Origin of the sequence: Corynebacterium frankenforstense, from assembly GCF_030211955.1 — a bacterium.
Lineage (GTDB): Bacteria > Actinomycetota > Actinomycetes > Mycobacteriales > Mycobacteriaceae > Corynebacterium > Corynebacterium frankenforstense_A.
On the sequence record NZ_JASODI010000001.1, the window covers coordinates 122128 to 138310 of the forward strand.

The 16183-nt window shown below is 69.9% G+C and carries 12 protein-coding genes and 1 riboswitch; of the genes, 8 read left to right on the forward strand and 4 right to left on the reverse strand.

Annotated elements, in window-relative coordinates; all coding sequences use genetic code 11:
• Window positions 1-66 precede the first annotated feature (66 nt).
• A complete protein-coding gene (locus QP119_RS00605) occupies window positions 67-696 on the reverse strand; it encodes a mismatch-specific DNA-glycosylase (RefSeq protein WP_284772931.1) in 630 nt (209 codons plus the stop codon).
• A gap of 11 nt (window positions 697-707) precedes the next feature.
• Window positions 708-1790 (reverse strand): lipoyl protein ligase domain-containing protein, encoded by a 1083-nt coding sequence (locus QP119_RS00610; RefSeq protein ID WP_284772932.1) that lies wholly within the window; start codon window positions 1788-1790, stop codon window positions 708-710.
• Between the two features lie 214 nt (window positions 1791-2004).
• On the opposite strand from QP119_RS00610, the gene QP119_RS00615 reads away from it, so the two are divergent.
• Window positions 2005-3984, forward strand: a complete 1980-nt coding sequence (locus QP119_RS00615) for a BCCT family transporter (protein ID WP_284773054.1) — start codon at window positions 2005-2007, stop codon at window positions 3982-3984.
• Window positions 3985-4042: 58 nt separating this feature from the next.
• Here QP119_RS00615 and QP119_RS00620 read toward each other — a convergent pair whose 3' ends face one another.
• On the reverse strand, window positions 4043-4906 hold the full coding sequence (locus QP119_RS00620) for a patatin-like phospholipase family protein (RefSeq protein WP_284772933.1): 864 nt from the start codon (window positions 4904-4906) through the stop codon (window positions 4043-4045).
• A 52-nt stretch (window positions 4907-4958) separates the two neighbouring features.
• Window positions 4959-5069: riboswitch (TPP riboswitch) on the forward strand.
• On the opposite strand from QP119_RS00620, the gene QP119_RS00625 reads away from it, so the two are divergent.
• From QP119_RS00625 to QP119_RS00655, 7 genes are all read left to right on the forward strand, one after another.
• Window positions 5068-5727, forward strand: coding sequence for an ECF transporter S component (locus tag QP119_RS00625; protein WP_284772934.1), 660 nt, complete (start codon window positions 5068-5070; stop codon window positions 5725-5727). Its footprint overlaps the riboswitch before it by 2 nt.
• The gene (locus QP119_RS00630; RefSeq protein ID WP_284772935.1) at window positions 5724-7076 is read left to right on the forward strand and encodes an ABC transporter ATP-binding protein; all 1353 of its coding nucleotides are present in this window, start codon (window positions 5724-5726) and stop codon (window positions 7074-7076) included. The genes QP119_RS00625 and QP119_RS00630 overlap by 4 nt, the downstream gene beginning before the upstream one ends.
• A complete protein-coding gene (locus tag QP119_RS00635) occupies window positions 7073-7828 on the forward strand; it encodes an energy-coupling factor transporter transmembrane component T family protein (protein WP_284772936.1) in 756 nt (251 codons plus the stop codon). Before QP119_RS00630 ends, QP119_RS00635 begins: the two co-directional genes overlap by 4 nt.
• 337 nt (window positions 7829-8165) lie before the next feature.
• Window positions 8166-9743: a peptide ABC transporter substrate-binding protein gene (locus QP119_RS00640; protein WP_284772937.1), complete on the forward strand. Its 1578-nt coding sequence runs from the start codon at window positions 8166-8168 to the stop codon at window positions 9741-9743.
• Window positions 9744-9766: 23 nt separating this feature from the next.
• Window positions 9767-10693, forward strand: a complete 927-nt coding sequence (locus QP119_RS00645; RefSeq protein WP_284772938.1) for an ABC transporter permease — start codon at window positions 9767-9769, stop codon at window positions 10691-10693.
• Window positions 10686-11717 (forward strand): ABC transporter permease, encoded by a 1032-nt coding sequence (locus QP119_RS00650; protein ID WP_284772939.1) that lies wholly within the window; start codon window positions 10686-10688, stop codon window positions 11715-11717. Before QP119_RS00645 ends, QP119_RS00650 begins: the two co-directional genes overlap by 8 nt.
• Window positions 11714-13468, forward strand: coding sequence for a dipeptide ABC transporter ATP-binding protein (locus QP119_RS00655; protein ID WP_284772940.1), 1755 nt, complete (start codon window positions 11714-11716; stop codon window positions 13466-13468). The genes QP119_RS00650 and QP119_RS00655 overlap by 4 nt, the downstream gene beginning before the upstream one ends.
• A 133-nt stretch (window positions 13469-13601) precedes the next feature.
• On the opposite strand, the gene glcB is transcribed toward QP119_RS00655, so the two are convergent.
• The gene (gene glcB / locus QP119_RS00660) at window positions 13602-15812 is read right to left on the reverse strand and encodes a malate synthase G (protein ID WP_284772941.1); all 2211 of its coding nucleotides are present in this window, start codon (window positions 15810-15812) and stop codon (window positions 13602-13604) included.
• Between the last annotated feature and the right edge of the window lie 371 nt (window positions 15813-16183).

Genomic DNA, 16183 nt, shown 5'->3' on the forward strand with positions numbered 1-16183 from the left:
TTCACGGGGAGAGAAATCGCCGCCGTTCATGGGGAGAGAAATCGCCGCCGTTCTCGGGGGAGGGATCTACTCCGTGTCCGCCCAGACCTCCTTCCAGATCCTCGCGAGATCCGGGATCTGGTAGTGCGCGTTGAGCCCGCTGGGCTGCGGGACCACCCACAGCGCAGTGCCGTCGGGCCAGCCCTCGATGCCTGAGGGGTCCTGCCGGCCGATCTTCGCCTTGCGCCGCCCGAAGGCGTCGCGGAAGGCCGTGATCCCGGCGATCGCCACCGCCCGCGGTCGCATTCGGGCCACCCGCTCGACCAGACGGTCGGCGCCGGCGCGCAGCTCCTCGCGGGTCAGCTCGTCGGCGCGCGCCGTGGCACGCGCCACCAGGTTCGTCAGCGCCAGGCCCCGGGAGAGGAACGCCTCGACCTGCGCCCCGGACATGCCCGCGGCCACGTCGACCTCGCCGTCGACGAGCCCGGCAGCCGTCAGCGAGGGCCAGAAGCGGTTGCCCGGCCGGGCGAACGGCGCGTTGACCGCCGCGGTCCACAGGCCCGGGTTGATCCCGACGATGAGCAGCCGGACCGGCGTATCGGGGTCGGCCGGCATCAGGTCGTCGACGCCGTCGGGCATCCCGGAGAAGTCGTCGAGTTCGGCACGGGTGGGCCGGCGCCCGCCGAGCGGGGAGGGGCGGCGCGGGGCTCCCTTCACTGTCGCGCCGCTCACGGGACGCGGTGGGTCCAGGCGTCGGTGCCGAACTTCTCGTCGACCAGGCGGCGGGCCGCGGCCAGGTCGTCCTCGCCGAGTTCACCGAAGGTGGACGGGTAGCGCGACATGAACGCCTCGATGAGGGTGTCGATGACCTGCTCGCGCGGCACGCCGGTCTGCCGGCGCAGCGGGTCGACGCGCTTCTTGGCGCTGCGGATGCCCTTGTCGGAGATCTTGACCTTGCCGATGCGCAGCACCTCGGTCATCTTGTCGGCGTCGATGTCGTAGCTCATCGTCGTGTGGTGCAGCACAGCCCCGCGCACGCGCTTCTGTGCGGCCCCGCCGATCTTGCCGCCGGTGGAGGTGATGTCGTTGATCGGCACGTACCAGGCTTCCACACCCAGCGACTTCAGCCCGGCGAGCACCCACTGGTCGAGGTAGCGGTAGGACTCCTCGTAGCTTAAGCCCCGCACGGCCTCCTCGGGCACGTAGAGGGAGTAGGTGACGCAGTTGCCGCCCTCCATGAACATCGCCCCGCCGCCGGAAATGCGGCGCACCGGGGTGACCCCGTGCTTGTCGACGCCCTGCTGGTCCAGCTCGTTGGCGTAGGACTGGTAGCTGCCGAAGACCACGGCGCGGTCCTCCCACTCCCAGAACCGCAGCGTCGGGCCGCGCTCTCCCGCGGCGACCTGCTCGAGCAGCAGCTGGTCGAGGGCGACGTTGACGGGGCTGGGCTGGACCGTGCCGCGGATGACGGTCCAGTCGAAGTCGGTGAGGTCGCGCGCGCCGAGCACGCCGCGCCGGGTGGTCTGCGCGACGTCGTGAAGCGTGAAGCCGTGCAACTGCACGTCCATGCCCGCCAACGCGCGCTCCAGGCGCGCCGTCAACGCCTCGGTGTCCTCGGACAGCGGGGCGCCGACCAGGGCGTCGTGAATCGCCCCGAAGGCCTCCTCGGGCTCGAGGAAGAAGTCGCCGGAGACGGAGACCTCGGTGATCGCCTTGCCGTCCTCGACGGCGTCGACGACGACGAGCTTGCCGCCCGGGACCTTGCGCTCGAAGTGGTGGCTCCGGGAATTTTTCGGTGAAACGTCGGACATGCCTCTCCACCATAGGTGGGTGCGCGGGCCCCGCGCCGTTATATGCGGCCCGCCGCGCGTAACGTTAAATGAGGTTCACGTCATTTTGACCGCCGAGTGAAAGGACGATTCCGTGGAGTCGAAAGCCTCACCCGCCTCAGGGAAGGACAGGCCCGGGGAGGACCGGCCGCGCACGGACCGCAACGTCGAGCGCGCCCGCCGGTTCCTCCGCGAGGTGACCTACCCGCACAGCATCCACCCGGCGCTGGTGCCGGGTGTCTCGGTCGACGACCAGAAGATCCGCTACCGCGTCGACCGGCCCATCGTGCTCACCGTCGGCGGGCTGATCATCGCCTTCGTCGCCTGGGGCATCATCGCCCCGATGAACGTCTTCGAGGTCTCCAGCGCCGCGCTCGACTGGCTGATGGTCAACCTCGGCTGGATCTTCACCGTGGTCGCCATCGGCATGGCCATCGTGCTGCTGTGCCTGGCGTTCTCGCGCTTCGGCAAGATCCCGCTCGGCCTCGACGACGAGAAACCCGAGTACTCCACCCTGTCCTGGGCGGCGATGCTGTTTGCCGCCGGCATCGGCATCGCCATCATCTTCTTCGGTCCCTTCGAGCCGATGTCGCACTACCTGAGCCCGAGGCCCGGCGCCTACGAGCCGGCGACGCAGGAGGCCGTCATCGGCGCGCTGGCGCAGTCCGCCCTGCACTGGGGCGTCAACGCCTGGGCGATCTACGCCGTCGTCGGCCTGGCCGTCGCCTACGTCTCCTACCGGCGCGGGCGCGTGCCGCTGATGAGCTCGATTCTGACCCCCTTGTTCGGCAACAAGGACACCGACTCCTGGCCCGCGCGCGTCATCGACGGGCTGGCGATCATCGCCACGCTCTTCGGCACCGCCGCCTCCCTGGGCCTGGGTGCCCTGCAGATCGGCACCGGCTTCCAGCTGGTCACCGGCTGGTCGACCACCGGCAACACCGTCGCGCTGGTCATCATCGTCGTGCTGACCTGCGGCACCATCGCCTCGGCGACCTCCGGGGTGGCCAAGGGCATCCGGTGGCTGTCCAACATCAACCTCGTGCTGGCCCTGGGCGTGGCGATCTTCTTCTTCGTCGTCGGACCGACAGCCTTTCTGGCCAACATGATCCCGGCCGTGGTCGTCGACTACGTCGGCTCCCTGCCCGAGGCGCTCTCGGCGAACATGGGCCAGGGCGAGGACATGCAGGAGTTCCTCTCCGGCTGGACCACCTTCTACTGGGCCTGGTGGGTCTCCTGGTCGCCGTTCGTCGGCGTCTTCGTGGCCAAGATCTCCAAGGGCCGGACCATCCGCGAGTTCGTCCTCGGCGTGCTGTTCATCCCCGGCACCATCATCATCCTGGCGTTCACCATCCTCGGCGGCACCGCCATCTGGCTGCAGCGCGAGAGCGGCGACATCGTGCCCGGCAACGACCCGGCCAACATGCCGCCGGCCGAGGAGATCTTCTTCATCGTGCTCGACCACCTGCCCGGCGCCCAGATCGTCGCGCCGATCGTGCTGGTCATGCTCGCCGTCTTCTTCATCACCACCGCCGACTCGGCCTCGCTGGTCAACTCCCAGTTCAGCCAGCGCGGCAACCCCAGCCCCAACCGCGTGGTCACCGCCTTCTGGGCGGTGTGCATGGCCGGCATCGCCGCGGTGATTCTGCTGGCCGGCAACGAGAACGCGCTGCAGGGCCTGCAGAACTTCGTCACCGTCACCGCCCTGCCCTTCGCGGTGATCCTCATCCTGATGATGCTCGCCCTGCTGCGCGAGCTGCGCGGCGACCCGCTGGCGCTGCGGCAGCGCTTCGGCGAGGAGGCGCTGGCCGGTGCCGTGCTGCACGGCGTGCGCGACTACGGCGACAACTGGACGCTCTCGGTCGAGGGCACCGCCGACGAGGACTACGCCGCCGGTGCCGCCTTCGACTCCACGGCCGCCGAGTACACCGAGTGGTACGCGCGCACCGACGAGGAGGGCAACCGCGTCGGCTACGACTACGAGACCGGCGAGTACCTCGAGGAGGTCAACGACTCCGCCGCCACCGACGGCAGCTGGGACCCCGAGGAGGGGGAGGGGACCGTGGCCGGTGCGGTCGGCGCGGACGGCGCGGCCGGCTCGGACGGTGCCGCCGACGAGCCCGCCGACGGTTCCGCGGAAACCGACGGCTCCTCGGACGGGGAATCGAAGGCCTAGCGCACTTCAGTGCGCGCGCGGCGCCGGGGCGGTCTCCGCCACCGGCGCCGTCGCCGTCTCAAGCGCCCTCGCCGCGGGCGAGGAACTCGGCGATGGCCGGCCACTCGCGCTCGGCCTGGGCGCGCGCCGAGTCGAAGGCGGCGCTCAGGCGCGCCTCGTCGAGCTCCCGGGAGGAGACCAGCTCGCCCTCGGGCGCGAAGAGGTAGGCCCGGCCGGCCGCCTCGAGCTCGCGCAGGTGCGCCATCGTCGCGTTGTAGCGCTCGTGGCGGGTCAGCAGCCGCTCGGCGACGGCCGGGCGGCGCCGCAGCAGCGCGCGGATCGCCCGGGGGTGCCCCAGTGGCGGGCGCACGAACCCCGGGGGACGGGTCAGGATCACCAGAAAACGCTCGAAGCCGTCGGTCTCGGCGGCGTCGACGGGGATGCCGCCGGAGGGCCCGAGCGCTCCGTCGACGTACTCACGCCCGTCGATCTCGGTGGGCGGCATGATCACCGGCAGCGAGGAGGAGGCGCGCACCCGGTGGAAGAGGTCGACCATGCCGTCGACGTCCTCGGCCGACCAGTAGACGTGCTCGCCGCTCTGTGCGTCGACCGCGCCGATGCGGAAGGGGATCTCGGGGCGCGGCCGCTCGGGGAAGCGGTCCGCGGCGTAGATGTACTCCGAGTGGAAGAACCCCTTGCCGCGCAGGAACCAGCTCAGGCCGGCGAACTCGGGCTCCTGGGCGGCCTCGACGAAGTTGCGGTGCAGCTGCTCGCGGTCGCCGTCGAGGTAGGCGACGGTGTTGGTCGCCCCGGCGGAGATGCCGCCGACCCAGCCGACGCGCACGTCGTTGGCCAGCAGCACGTCGAGCACCCCGGCGGTGTGGACCCCTCGCATGCCGCCGCCCTCCAGGACGAGCGCCGTCGTCGGTGCATTCAGACTCACGGCGGACCAGCCTAACGGACGAGCGGTCGGTGGGGGTCTGCTACTGTGACACGCGTCATCCGCGGGAGCCCCGGAAACAGGGGCTGAGATGCCGGTAAGGCCCGGCGAACCGTAGAACCTGATCCGGTTAGCACCGGCGCGAGGAAAGGATTCCGTCCGTCATGCGTGAAAACACGCCTGCCGCGAACGCGGCGCCCGTCCAGCCTGCCCAGAACAAGCGGGACAAGCAGAACAACACCCCCGGCCGCCTGAACTGGCGCGTGGTCGACATCATCGTCGCCGCCGTGCTCGGCGTGACCTGCGGCCTGATCTTCTGGGTGTGGAACTCCGTCGGCTACGCCTGGACGACCACCATGGACGCGCTGACCCCGGGCCTGGGCGGCATCGCCATCGGCATCTGGCTGCTCGGCGGCACCGTCGGCGGCCTGGTCATCCGCAAGCCCGGCGCCGCCCTGTTCGTCGAGGTGCTCGCCGCGGTCGTCTCGGCCACCCTGGGCAACCAGTGGGGCATCGGCACCGTCTACTCCGGCCTGGCCCAGGGCCTGGGCGCCGAGCTGATCTTCGCCGCCTTCGCCTACCGCCGCTTCGGGCCGGTCTCGGCCGCCCTGGCCGGCGCGGGCGCCGGCGTCGGCGCGATCGTCCTGGAGCTGTTCACCGCGGCCAACCTGGCCAAGACCCTGGAGTACAACCTCATCTACGCCGGCTGCGTGATCGTCTCCGGCGCCGTCCTCGCGGGCCTGCTCGGCCACGCCCTGGTCCGCGCGCTGGCGCGCACCGGTGCGCTGGACCGCTTCGCCGCCGGCCGCGAGGTCCGCGCGTGAGCGTCGTCGCCCGCGACTTCGGCTACCGGCACGCCACCCGCAGCACCCCCGCCCTCGAGCACGTCGACCTCGACGTCGCCGACGGCGACCGCGTGCTGCTCACCGGCGACTCCGGGGCCGGCAAGTCCACGCTGCTCGCAGCGGTCGCCGGGGTCCTCGGGGGCGCCGACGAGGGCGAACGCACGGGCACCATCGACACCGACGGCACCGTCGGCCTCGTCCTGCAGGACCCGGAGAGCCAGGTCATCGCCTCGCGCGTGGGCGACGACGTCGCCTTCGGCTGCGAGAACCTCGGCGTGGCCCCGGACCAGATCTGGCCGCGGGTGCGCCGCGCCCTGGACCTGGTCGGCCTCGACCTGCCGCCGGACCACCCGACCTCCCGGCTCTCCGGCGGGCAGAAGCAGCGTCTGGCACTCGCCGGCGTGATCGCCATGGGCGCGCGCACCCTGCTGCTCGACGAGCCGACCGCCAACCTCGACCCGCAGGGTGCGCGCGACGTCGCCGCGGCGGTCAAGCGCGTGTGCGCCGAGACCGGCGCCGGCCTCATCGTCGCCGAGCACCGCACCGAGCTGTGGGCCCCGCTGGCCACCCGCTTCCTGCACCTGGCCGCCCCGAAGGCCGGCGGCGGCATCCGCGAGATCACCGCCGCCGAGCTGCCCGGCCGCCCCGAGCTGCCCGCGGCGCGTCCCGGGCGCGCCCAGGCCGAGCCGGTGCTCACCGGCCGCGGCCTGGTCACCCGCGCGGGCGCGGCCCCGGACGTCGCGCTTCCGGAGGCCTGCTCGACCGTGATCACCGGCCCCAACGGCGCCGGCAAGACCTCGCTGCTGCTCGCCCTGGGCGGCCTCGACCGGCCCCGGCGCGGCGAGGTGCGCCTGCGCGGCGTCGAGGGCGCCCCGCACACCTGGCGCTCGGCCGCGCTGGCCCGCCGCATCGGCACCGTCTTCCAGGACCCCGAGCACCAGTTCGTCGCGCGCAGCGTCGCCGAGGAACTCGCCGTCGGCCCCCGCGTGGCCGGCCTCGACGACGCGGCGGCCGACGCCCGCGCCGAGGAGCTCATGGACGCCCTGGGACTCACCCACCTGCGCGCGGCGAACCCCTTCACGCTCTCCGGCGGGGAGAAGCGCCGCCTGTCGGTGGCCACCGCGCTGGCCGCCGCCCCGCAGGTGCTGCTCCTCGACGAGCCGACCTACGGCCAGGACCCGCGCACCTTCGCCCGCCTGGTCGAGATGCTGCGCGAGCTGACCGACAAGGGGGTGACGGTCGCCTCCGTGACCCACGACGAGGACTTCGCCGCCGCCCTCGGCGACCACCGCGTCACCGTCGGCGCCGGAACGGGGGAGCGGGCGTGAACCTCGTCTCGAAGACCAACCCCGTCACCCGCGTCGCCGGGCTCGCGCTCATGACGACCCCGCTCTTGATCAGCGTCGACTGGCTCTCCGCGGCCGTCGCCCTCGTGCTCACGGTGGCGCTGGCCCCGCTGTGCGGCGTGGGGCCCGTCACGCTCGCCAAGCGCGGCTGGCCGATCCTGGCCGTCGCCCCCGTCGCGGGTATCTCGATGGCGCTCTTCGGCCGGCCGCAGGGTCACGAGTACTTCTCCTTCCTCGTCGCCCACGTCACCGACAACTCCCTCGAGCTCGCCCTGGCGGTCACGCTGCGCGTGTGCGCCGTCGCGCTGCCGGTGGTCGTGCTCGTCGCGCACATCGACCCGACCGACCTCGGCGACGGCCTCGCCCAGATCGCGCACCTTCCCGAGCGCTTCGTCATCGCCGCGATCGCCGGCGCCCGGCTGATCACCCTCTTCCGAGACGACTGGGTCTCGATGTCCCGGGCGCGCCGGGCGCGCGGCATCGCCGACCGTGGCCGCCTGCGCCACCTGGCCACCCTCTCCTTCGGTCTGCTGGTCATCGGCCTGCGCCGCGGCTCGAAGCTCGCCGTGGCCATGGAGGCCCGCGGCTTCGGGCGCGCGGGAAAGCGCACGTGGGCGCGCACCTCGACGGTCTCGATTGCCGACGCCGCGCTGCTCGCCGTCTGCGTCATCGTCCCGGCGTTGGCGCTGGGTGCGGCGATGTGGGCGGGCACGTTCCGGTTCCTGGGGGCGTGACGGCGCGACGGCGTGACGGCTGTGCCGTCACACCCGGAGAGCTGTCGCGCCCGGGGAGCAGTCACGCCCTCGGCAAGGGGTGGGGGAGCGGTGGCGGGGTCGCCGCTCCGGGGGAGACGTGCGGCATTCTGCAGGTGTGAATGCGAGCTAGATTAAATTACCCCCGTATGTGTGTGAAGCGTTAAAAGATGTTACCAGTATTTTCCCAGCTAAATCGGGCACAACCGGACAAACACGTGAATACGGGCTTTAACGTCTTTACCCCCGGTCACAGCGAAAAGTAATATTCTCCCTAATCCCGATCCGTCTCCCTATGACTGTGAAAGAGAAAAGCACCATGAAGCTCAGAAAGATCGTGACGGTGCTCTCCGCCGGCGCGCTCGTGTTCGGTCTCGCCGCCTGCTCCAGTGACGGGGACAACGGCGGCAGCGGCGACTACGTGACCACCTACGGCACCGAGCCGCAGAACCCGCTGCTGCCGGCCGACACCAACGAGGTCGGCGGCGGCAACATCATCGACCTGGTCTTCTCGGGCCTCGTCTACTACGACGAGGAGGGCGAGGCCCACAACGACGTCGCCGAGTCCATCGAGTCGGATGACTCGCAGCACTACACCGTCAAGATCAAGGACGGCGAGACCTTCTCCGACGGCACCCCGGTCACCGCCGAGAGCTTCGTCAAGGCGTGGAACTACGCCGTGGAGAACTCCCAGAAGTCCGCGTACTTCTTCGAGCCGATCCTCGGCTTCGAGGAGGGGGCGTCGTCCATGGAGGGCCTCAAGGTCCAGGACGACCACACCTTCACCATCGAGCTGACCCAGCCGGAGTCCGACTTCGCCACGCGCCTGGGCTACTCCGCCTTCTACCCGCTGCCCGAGGTCGCCTACGACGACATGAAGGCCTTCGGCGAGAACCCCGTGGGCAACGGCCCCTACAAACTGGAGTCCTGGAACCACAACCAGGACGCGACCGTCGTGCCCGACGAGAACTACGAGGGCGACCGCAAGGCCCAGAACGACGGCGTCCAGTTCGTCTTCTACACCAACCCGGACGCGGCCTACGCCGACCTGCTCTCCGGCAACCTCGACGTCCTCGACGCCGTGCCGGACAGCGCCTTCTCCAGCTACGAGCAGGAGCTCGGCGACCGCTCGGTGAACAAGCCGGTCGCGATCTTCCAGTCGTTCACCATCAACTCCAACGAGGAGCACTTCTCCGGCGAGGAGGGCAAGCTGCGTCGCGAGGCGCTGTCGATGGCCATCGACCGCGAGGAGATCACCGACACGATCTTCCAGGGCACCCGCACCCCGGCGACCGACTTCACCTCCCCGGTCATCCCGGGCCACTCCGACTCGCTCGAGGGCAAGGAGGTCCTCGAGTTCAACCCGGAGAAGGCCAAGGAGCTGTGGAAGAAGGCCGACGAGATCTCCCCGTACTCCGGTGAGTTCACCATCGGCTACAACTCCGACGGCGGCCACCAGGCGTGGGTCGACGCGGTGACCAACCAGCTGCGCAACAACCTGGGCATCGACGCCAACGGCGCGCCGACCCCGGACTTCAAGACCCTGCGCGACGACATCGAGAACCGCACCATCAAGGGCGGCTTCCGCACCGGCTGGCAGGCCGACTACCCCTCGCTGGGCAACTTCCTCGAGCCGCTCTACGCCATCAACGGCGGCTCCAACGACGGCGACTACGCCAACAAGGCCTTCGACGACAAGCTGCGTCAGGCCGCCGGCGCCACCGACGCCGAGTCCGCGAACAAGTCCTACAACGAGGCCCAGGAGATCCTGCTCCAGGATCTGCCGGCCATCCCGCTGTGGTACGCCAACACCGTCGGCGGCTACTCGGAGAACGTCGACAACGTCGTCTTCTCCTGGAAGTCCGTGCCCCTCTACTACCAGATCACCAAGAAGTAACACCCCCGCGATAAAGGTCGACCATGCTCCGCTACACCGGTCGGCGGCTGCTGCAGATGATCCCCGTGTTCTTCGGGGCGACCCTGCTGCTCTACGCGATGGTGTTCCTGATGCCCGGAGACCCCGTCGAGGCACTCGGCGGGGATCGCGGGCTGTCTGACGCCGCGCGGGAGCGCATCACCGCCGAGTACAACCTCGACAAGCCGTTCCTCGTCCAGTACCTGCTCTACCTGAAGGGCATCGTCACCCTCGACTTCGGCACGACCTTCTCCGGTCGCCCCGTCTCCGAGGCGATGGCCAACGCCTTCCCCGTCACCATCAAGCTGGCGGTGATGGCGCTGATCTTCGAGGCGGTCTTCGGCATCGCCTTCGGCCTGTTCGCGGGCATGCGCCGGGGCGGGATCTTCGACTCGACCGTCCTGGTCGTCTCGCTGTTCGTCATCGCCGTGCCCTCCTTCGTCATCGGCTTCGTGCTCCAGTTCGTCGTCGGCGTCAAGTGGGAGCTGCTGCCGGTGACGGTGGGCAACCACGAGGACTTCATCTCCCTGCTCATGCCGGCCGTCGTCCTCGGCGCGCTCTCCTTCGCCTACGTGCTGCGCCTGACGCGCCAGTCCGTCTCGGAGAACCTGCGCGCCGACTACGTGCGCACGGCCCGGGCCAAGGGCCTGGGCAAGGGGCAGGTCATGGTCCGCCACGTCCTGCGCAACTCGCTGATCCCGGTGGTGACCTTCCTCGGCGCCGACCTCGGCGCCCTGATGGGCGGCGCGATCGTCACCGAGGGCATCTTCGGCATCAACGGCGTGGGCGGCGCGATCTACCAGGCGATCCTGAAGGGCGAGCCGACCACGGTCGTCTCCTTCACCACCGTCCTGGTCATCGTCTACATCGTGGCCAACCTGCTCGTCGACCTCATCTACGCCGTGCTCGACCCGAGGATCCGCTATGCCTGACCGCCACGACATTCCCGAGACCGACGCCCGCGGCGCCGACGCCGGCGTCCACGCCGGCGCCCCGGCCGCCGACGAGCAGTTCTTCACCGCCCGCCGCGGCCAGGAGCACTTCATCGCCGAGGGCGACGAGGCGGGCCTCGGCGCGGTCGACGCCGTCGCCGACGAGTCCGCGCCCGCCTCCCAGTGGGTCGTCGCCTGGCAGTACCTGCGCCGCCGGCCCCTGTTCTGGATCTCCGCGGTGCTCATCCTGCTCGCCGTGGTCACCGCGGCCTTCCCGGGGCTGTTCTCCGGTACCGACCCGCGCGCCTGCGACCTGGCCAACTCCCTGGCCGGGCCGAGCTCCGGGCACCCCTTCGGCTTCGACCGCCAGGGCTGCGACATCTACTCGCGCACCGTCCACGGCGCGCGCGCCTCGGTGTCCGTCGGCGTGCTGACCACCGTCGCGGTGGTCATCCTGGGCACCGCGATCGGCGCGGCCGCCGGCTTCTTCGGCGGCTTCCTGGACACCCTGCTGTCGCGCCTGACCGACATCTTCTTCGCCGTGCCGCTGGTGCTGGCCGCCATCGTCGTCATGCAGATGTTCAAGGAACACCGCACGATCATCACGGTCGTGGTCGTCCTGGCGCTCTTCGGCTGGACCAACATCGCGCGTATCACCCGCGGCGCGGTGATGAGCGTCAAGAACGAGGAGTACGTCACCGCGGCCCGCGCCCTGGGCGCCTCACGGATGTCGATCCTGCGCTCGCACATCCTGCCCAACGCCGCGGCCCCGATCATCGTCTACGCCACGGTCGCGCTCGGCACCTTCATCGTCGCCGAGGCCACGCTGTCCTTCCTGGGCATCGGCCTGCCGCCGACGGTGGTCTCCTGGGGCGGCGACATCTCGGCGGCGCAGGCCTCCCTGCGCACGCAGCCGATGGTGCTGTTCTGGCCGGCCATCGCGCTGGCGCTGACCGTGCTGAGTTTCATCATGATGGGCGACGTCGTTCGCGACGCCCTGGACCCGAAGGCGAGGCAGCGATGAGCCACCCGATCGACAGTGAGTACACCACGCGCACCGCACCCGAGGGGATCACGAGGCGGGACCCGGACCCGGACACCCCGCTGCTCGAGGTCGACGACCTCCACGTCTCCTTCACCTCCTCGACCGGCGTGGTCGAGGCCGTGCGCGGCTTCAACCTGACCGTCTACCCGGGCCAGTCCGTGGCCATCGTCGGCGAGTCCGGCTCCGGCAAGTCCACCGCGGCGATGTCGCTGCTGGGCCTGCTGCCCGGCACCGGCAAGGTCACCGGCGGCTCCATCCGCTTCGACGGCCACGAGCTCGTCGGGCTCTCCGACAAGGAGATGCGGCACTACCGCGGCTCCGAGATCGGCCTGGTGCCCCAGGACCCGATGAGCAACCTCAACCCGGTCTGGCGCATCGGCACCCAGGTCGCTGAGGCGCTGAAGGCCAACAACGTCGTCCCGCACTCCGAGGTCGGCCGGCGCGTCGACCAGCTGCTCGAGGAGGCCGGCCTCGAGGGCGGGGGAGGCCGTGCCCGCCAGTACCCGCACGAGTTCTCCGGCGGCATGCGCCAGCGCGCGCTGATCGCCATCGGCCTGGCCGCCAACCCGCGCCTGCTCATCGCCGACGAGCCGACCTCCGCGCTCGACGTGACCGTGCAGAAGCGCATCCTCGACCACCTGGGCCGGCTCGCCCGCGAGCACCACACCGCCGTGCTGTTCATCACCCACGACCTGGGCCTGGCCGCCGAGCGTGCCGAGCACCTCGTGGTCATGCACCGCGGCCGCATCGTCGAGTCCGGGCCCAGCCTGGACATCCTGCGCGACCCGCAGCACCCCTACACCCGCCGCCTGGTCAAGGCCGCGCCCTCGCTGGCCTCCGCCCGTATCCAGACCGCCCGCGAGCAGGGCAAGGTCACCGACGAGATGCTGGCCAAGACCGTCGCCGCCGACGACGGCGCGGTCGACAAGGTCATCGAGGTCAAGAGGCTGACCAAGGAGTTCGACGTGCGCGGGCGCACGGGCGGCAGGAAGACCCTGCGCGCCGTCGACGAGGTCTCCTTCTACGTCCGCCGCGGCACCACCACGGCACTGGTCGGCGAGTCCGGCTCAGGCAAGTCGACGGTGGCCAACATGGTCCTCGGCCTGCTCCAGCCGACCGCCGGCAAGGTCTTTCTCGGCGGACGCGACCTCGACGAACTGACCCCGAAGGAGAAGTTCGCCGTGCGCCGCCGCATGCAGGTCGTCTTCCAGAACCCCTACGGCTCGCTCGACCCGATGTTCTCGGTATACCGCTGCATCGAGGAACCGTTGACCACCCACAAGGTGGGCAACCGCAGGGAGCGCGAGCAGAAGGTCGCCGAGCTGCTAGACAAGGTCTCCCTGCCGCGCTCGGCGATGCGCCGCTACCCCAACGAGCTCTCCGGCGGCCAGCGCCAGCGCGTCGCCATCGCGCGTGCGCTCGCGCTCGACCCGGAGGTCCTCATCCTCGACGAGGCCGTCAGCGCGCTCGACGTGCTGGTGCAGAACCAGATCCTGACGCTTTTGGCCGGCCTCCAGCGCGACCTGGGCCTGAGCTACCTGTTCATCACCCACGACCTCGGCGTGGTCCGCCAGACCGCCGACGACGTCGTGGTCATGGAGAACGGCCGCCTCGTGGAGAAGGGCGGGGTGGACCAGATCTTCGACGCCCCCGCCCACGACTACACGCGCAACCTCATCGAGGCCGTCCCCGGCCTCGGCATCGAGCTGGGCACCGGCGAGCACCTCTAGCCCCGGCAGCGCGAAGCGCCCGCCTCCCGGAAGGGAGGCGGGCGCTGTGTCGTGCACTACGTCGCAGGTCGGCTGCGTCGGTGGGGCACGCGCGGCGTCGGCAATTGAATTTCCGACGCTGCGCGGGGCCGGCCTAGGCGATACCCTCGCGGCGCTTGAACTCGCGGCGGCGGGCGTGCAGGATCGGCTCGGTGTAGCCCGACGGCGACTCGGTGCCCTTGAGGATCAGGTCCTTGGCGGCCTGGAAGGCGATCGAGTAGTCGAAGTCGGCGGCCATCTCGCGGTAGTTCGGGTCGCCCTCGTTCTGCTTGTCGACGACCGCGGCCATGCGCTTGAGCGACTCGACGACCTGGTCCTCGGTGACCACGCCGTTGACGATCCAGTTGCACAGCAGCTGGGAGGAGATGCGCAGCGTGGCGCGGTCCTCCATCAGGTCGATGTCGTGGATGTCCGGGACTTTGGAGCAGCCCACGCCCTGCTCGACCCAGCGGACGACGTAGCCGAGGATGGACTGGCAGTTGTTGTCCATCTCCTGGCGCTTCTCCTCGTCGCTCCAGCCGGTGTCGGCGGCGACCGGGACGGTCAGCAGGTCACGCAGCGTGTCGCGGCGGCCGGCGGCCAGCAGCTCCTTCTGCACCTCCTTGACGTCCACGCGGTGGTAGTGGGTGGCGTGCAGGGTCGCGCCGGTGGGGGAGGGCACCCACGCGGTGTTCGCGCCCTCGCGCGGCTGGCCGATCTTCTCCTTGAGCATGTCGGCCATCAGCTCGGTCTTAGCCCACATGCCCTTGCCGATCTGGGCGCGGCCGAACAGGCCGCGGGCCAGGCCGGCGTCGACGTTGTTGTCCTCGTAGGCGATCTTCCAGGGCGCGGTCTGCAGGTCCGGCTTGCGCACCATGGCGCCGGCGTACATCGAGGTGTGGATCTCGTCGCCGGTGCGGTCCAGGAAGCCGGTGTTGATGAAAGCGACGCGGTCCGGGGTGGCGGCGATGCAGGCGTCGAGGTTGACCGAGGTGCGGCGCTCCTCGTCCATGACGCCGACCTTCAGCGTGTCCTTCGGCAGCTCGAGCAGCTCCTCGACGCGGCCGAAGAGCTGGTCGGTGAAGGCGACCTCGTCCGGGCCGTGCTGCTTCGGCTTGACGATGTAGATCGAGCCGGTGCGCGAGTTGCGGTGCGGGTTGTCCTTGCGGGCGCCCGGGATGGCGCAGGCGGCGGTGACGACAGCGTCCATGATGCCCTCGAAGACCTCCTCGCCGTCGACGAGGATGGCCGGGTTGGTCATCAGGTGGCCGACGTTGCGCACCAGCAGCATCGAGCGGCCGTGGAGGCGGACGGTCGAGCCGGTGCGGGAGAAGTACTCGCGGTCGTCGTTGAGCTTTCGGGTGAAGGTGCGGCCGTTCTTGGTGATCTCCTCGGTCAGGTCGCCCTTGTTCAGGCCGAACCAGTTGCGGTAGCCGAGGGTCTTGTCGGTGCCGTCGACGGCGGCCACGGAGTCCTCGAAGTCCATGATCGTGGAGACCGCGGACTCCATGATGATGTCCTCGACGCCGGCCTTGTCGTCCTTGCCGATCTGCGAGGACGGGTTGATCATCAGGATGATGTGCAGGCCGTTGTTGCGCAGCACGATCGAGGCCGGGTCCGAGATGTCGCCGGTGAAGCCGCGGTAGGCGGTCTTGTCGACGAGCGGGTAGCACTCGCCCTTGACGCGGCCGCACAGGTGGCCCTCGAGGACGTCGTAGCGCTCGACGTCGGAGTGGCTGGCGCCGACCAGGGGCAGGACCTCGTCGAGGAACTTGCGGCCCCAGGCGATGACCTTCTTGCCGCGTTCCGGGTTGTAGCCCTTGCCCTTCTCCGCGCCCGGGGTCTCCGGGATCGCGTCGGTGCCGTAGAGGGCGTCGTAGAGGGAGCCCCAGCGCGCGTTCGCGGCGTTGATGGCGAAGCGGGCGTTGAGGATCGGGACGACCAGCTGCGGGCCGGCGACGCGGGCGAACTCGTCGTCCAGGTCGGCGGTGCGGATCTCCACGCCCTCGGCGGGGGCGTCCTCGAGGTAGCCGATCTTGCGCAGGAACTGCTCGTGCTCGGCGGGGTCGGGCCGTCCGGGGTTCTCGCGGTAGTACTCGTCGAAGGCGCGCTGCAGCTCGTCGCGGCGGGCCAGCAGCTCCTTGTTGCGAGGGGTCAGGTCGCGGATGATGGCGGCGAAACCCTCCCAGAACTTCTCCCGGTCGCTGCCGATCTCGGGCAGCACTTCGTCGTCGATGAAGTCGCGCAGCACACGATCGACCTGGAGGCCTGCCACTTCGACGTAGTCGTAGCTGTCCGTCGTGGGGGACGGCTGATTCTGGGACATCTCGCACTCCTTAAAGAGGGACGGGGTCAGTTCGGTGGGGGAAGGCTGGATGGTAGGACACCATAGCCGGGTGTCTGTGTCCGAGTGCCTGATTCAGGATCATAAGTGAAGCAGGTCACGTACAAAAGGGCGGGGGTAGTTCGCAGCGTTGGCACCCCCGCTTATCGGACGGGCCTGAGGGTGGGCTTCGGGTGGGGTGACAGGTGGGTCATGTTGCTTATTTAGCTCGGATTTCGGTGATCGGTGCAGGCTGTCACTTTGGTAGTACGGGGGCGGCGGGAAGGGTAATACCAAAAACTTCGCAAAGTTAGCATGTGGGTGGGTCACCCCCGCGCACCGATTTACTCGGTCCGGAGGTTGACGTGGGTCTC

Bases quoted from the DNA above. Each gene is read 5' to 3' on its own strand.
- QP119_RS00610 (WP_284772932.1), bottom strand. From the start codon at position 1,790: ATGTCCGACGTTTCACCGAAAAATTCCCGGAGCCACCACTTCGAGCGC.
- QP119_RS00625 (WP_284772934.1), top strand. From the start codon at position 5,068: ATGCGTGAAAACACGCCTGCCGCGAACGCGGCGCCCGTCCAGCCTGCC.
- QP119_RS00640 (WP_284772937.1), top strand. From the start codon at position 8,166: ATGAAGCTCAGAAAGATCGTGACGGTGCTCTCCGCCGGCGCGCTCGTG.
- QP119_RS00645 (WP_284772938.1), top strand. From the start codon at position 9,767: ATGCTCCGCTACACCGGTCGGCGGCTGCTGCAGATGATCCCCGTGTTC.
- QP119_RS00650 (WP_284772939.1), top strand. From the start codon at position 10,686: ATGCCTGACCGCCACGACATTCCCGAGACCGACGCCCGCGGCGCCGAC.
- QP119_RS00655 (WP_284772940.1), top strand. From the start codon at position 11,714: ATGAGCCACCCGATCGACAGTGAGTACACCACGCGCACCGCACCCGAG.
- glcB (WP_284772941.1), bottom strand. From the start codon at position 15,812: ATGTCCCAGAATCAGCCGTCCCCCACGACGGACAGCTACGACTACGTC.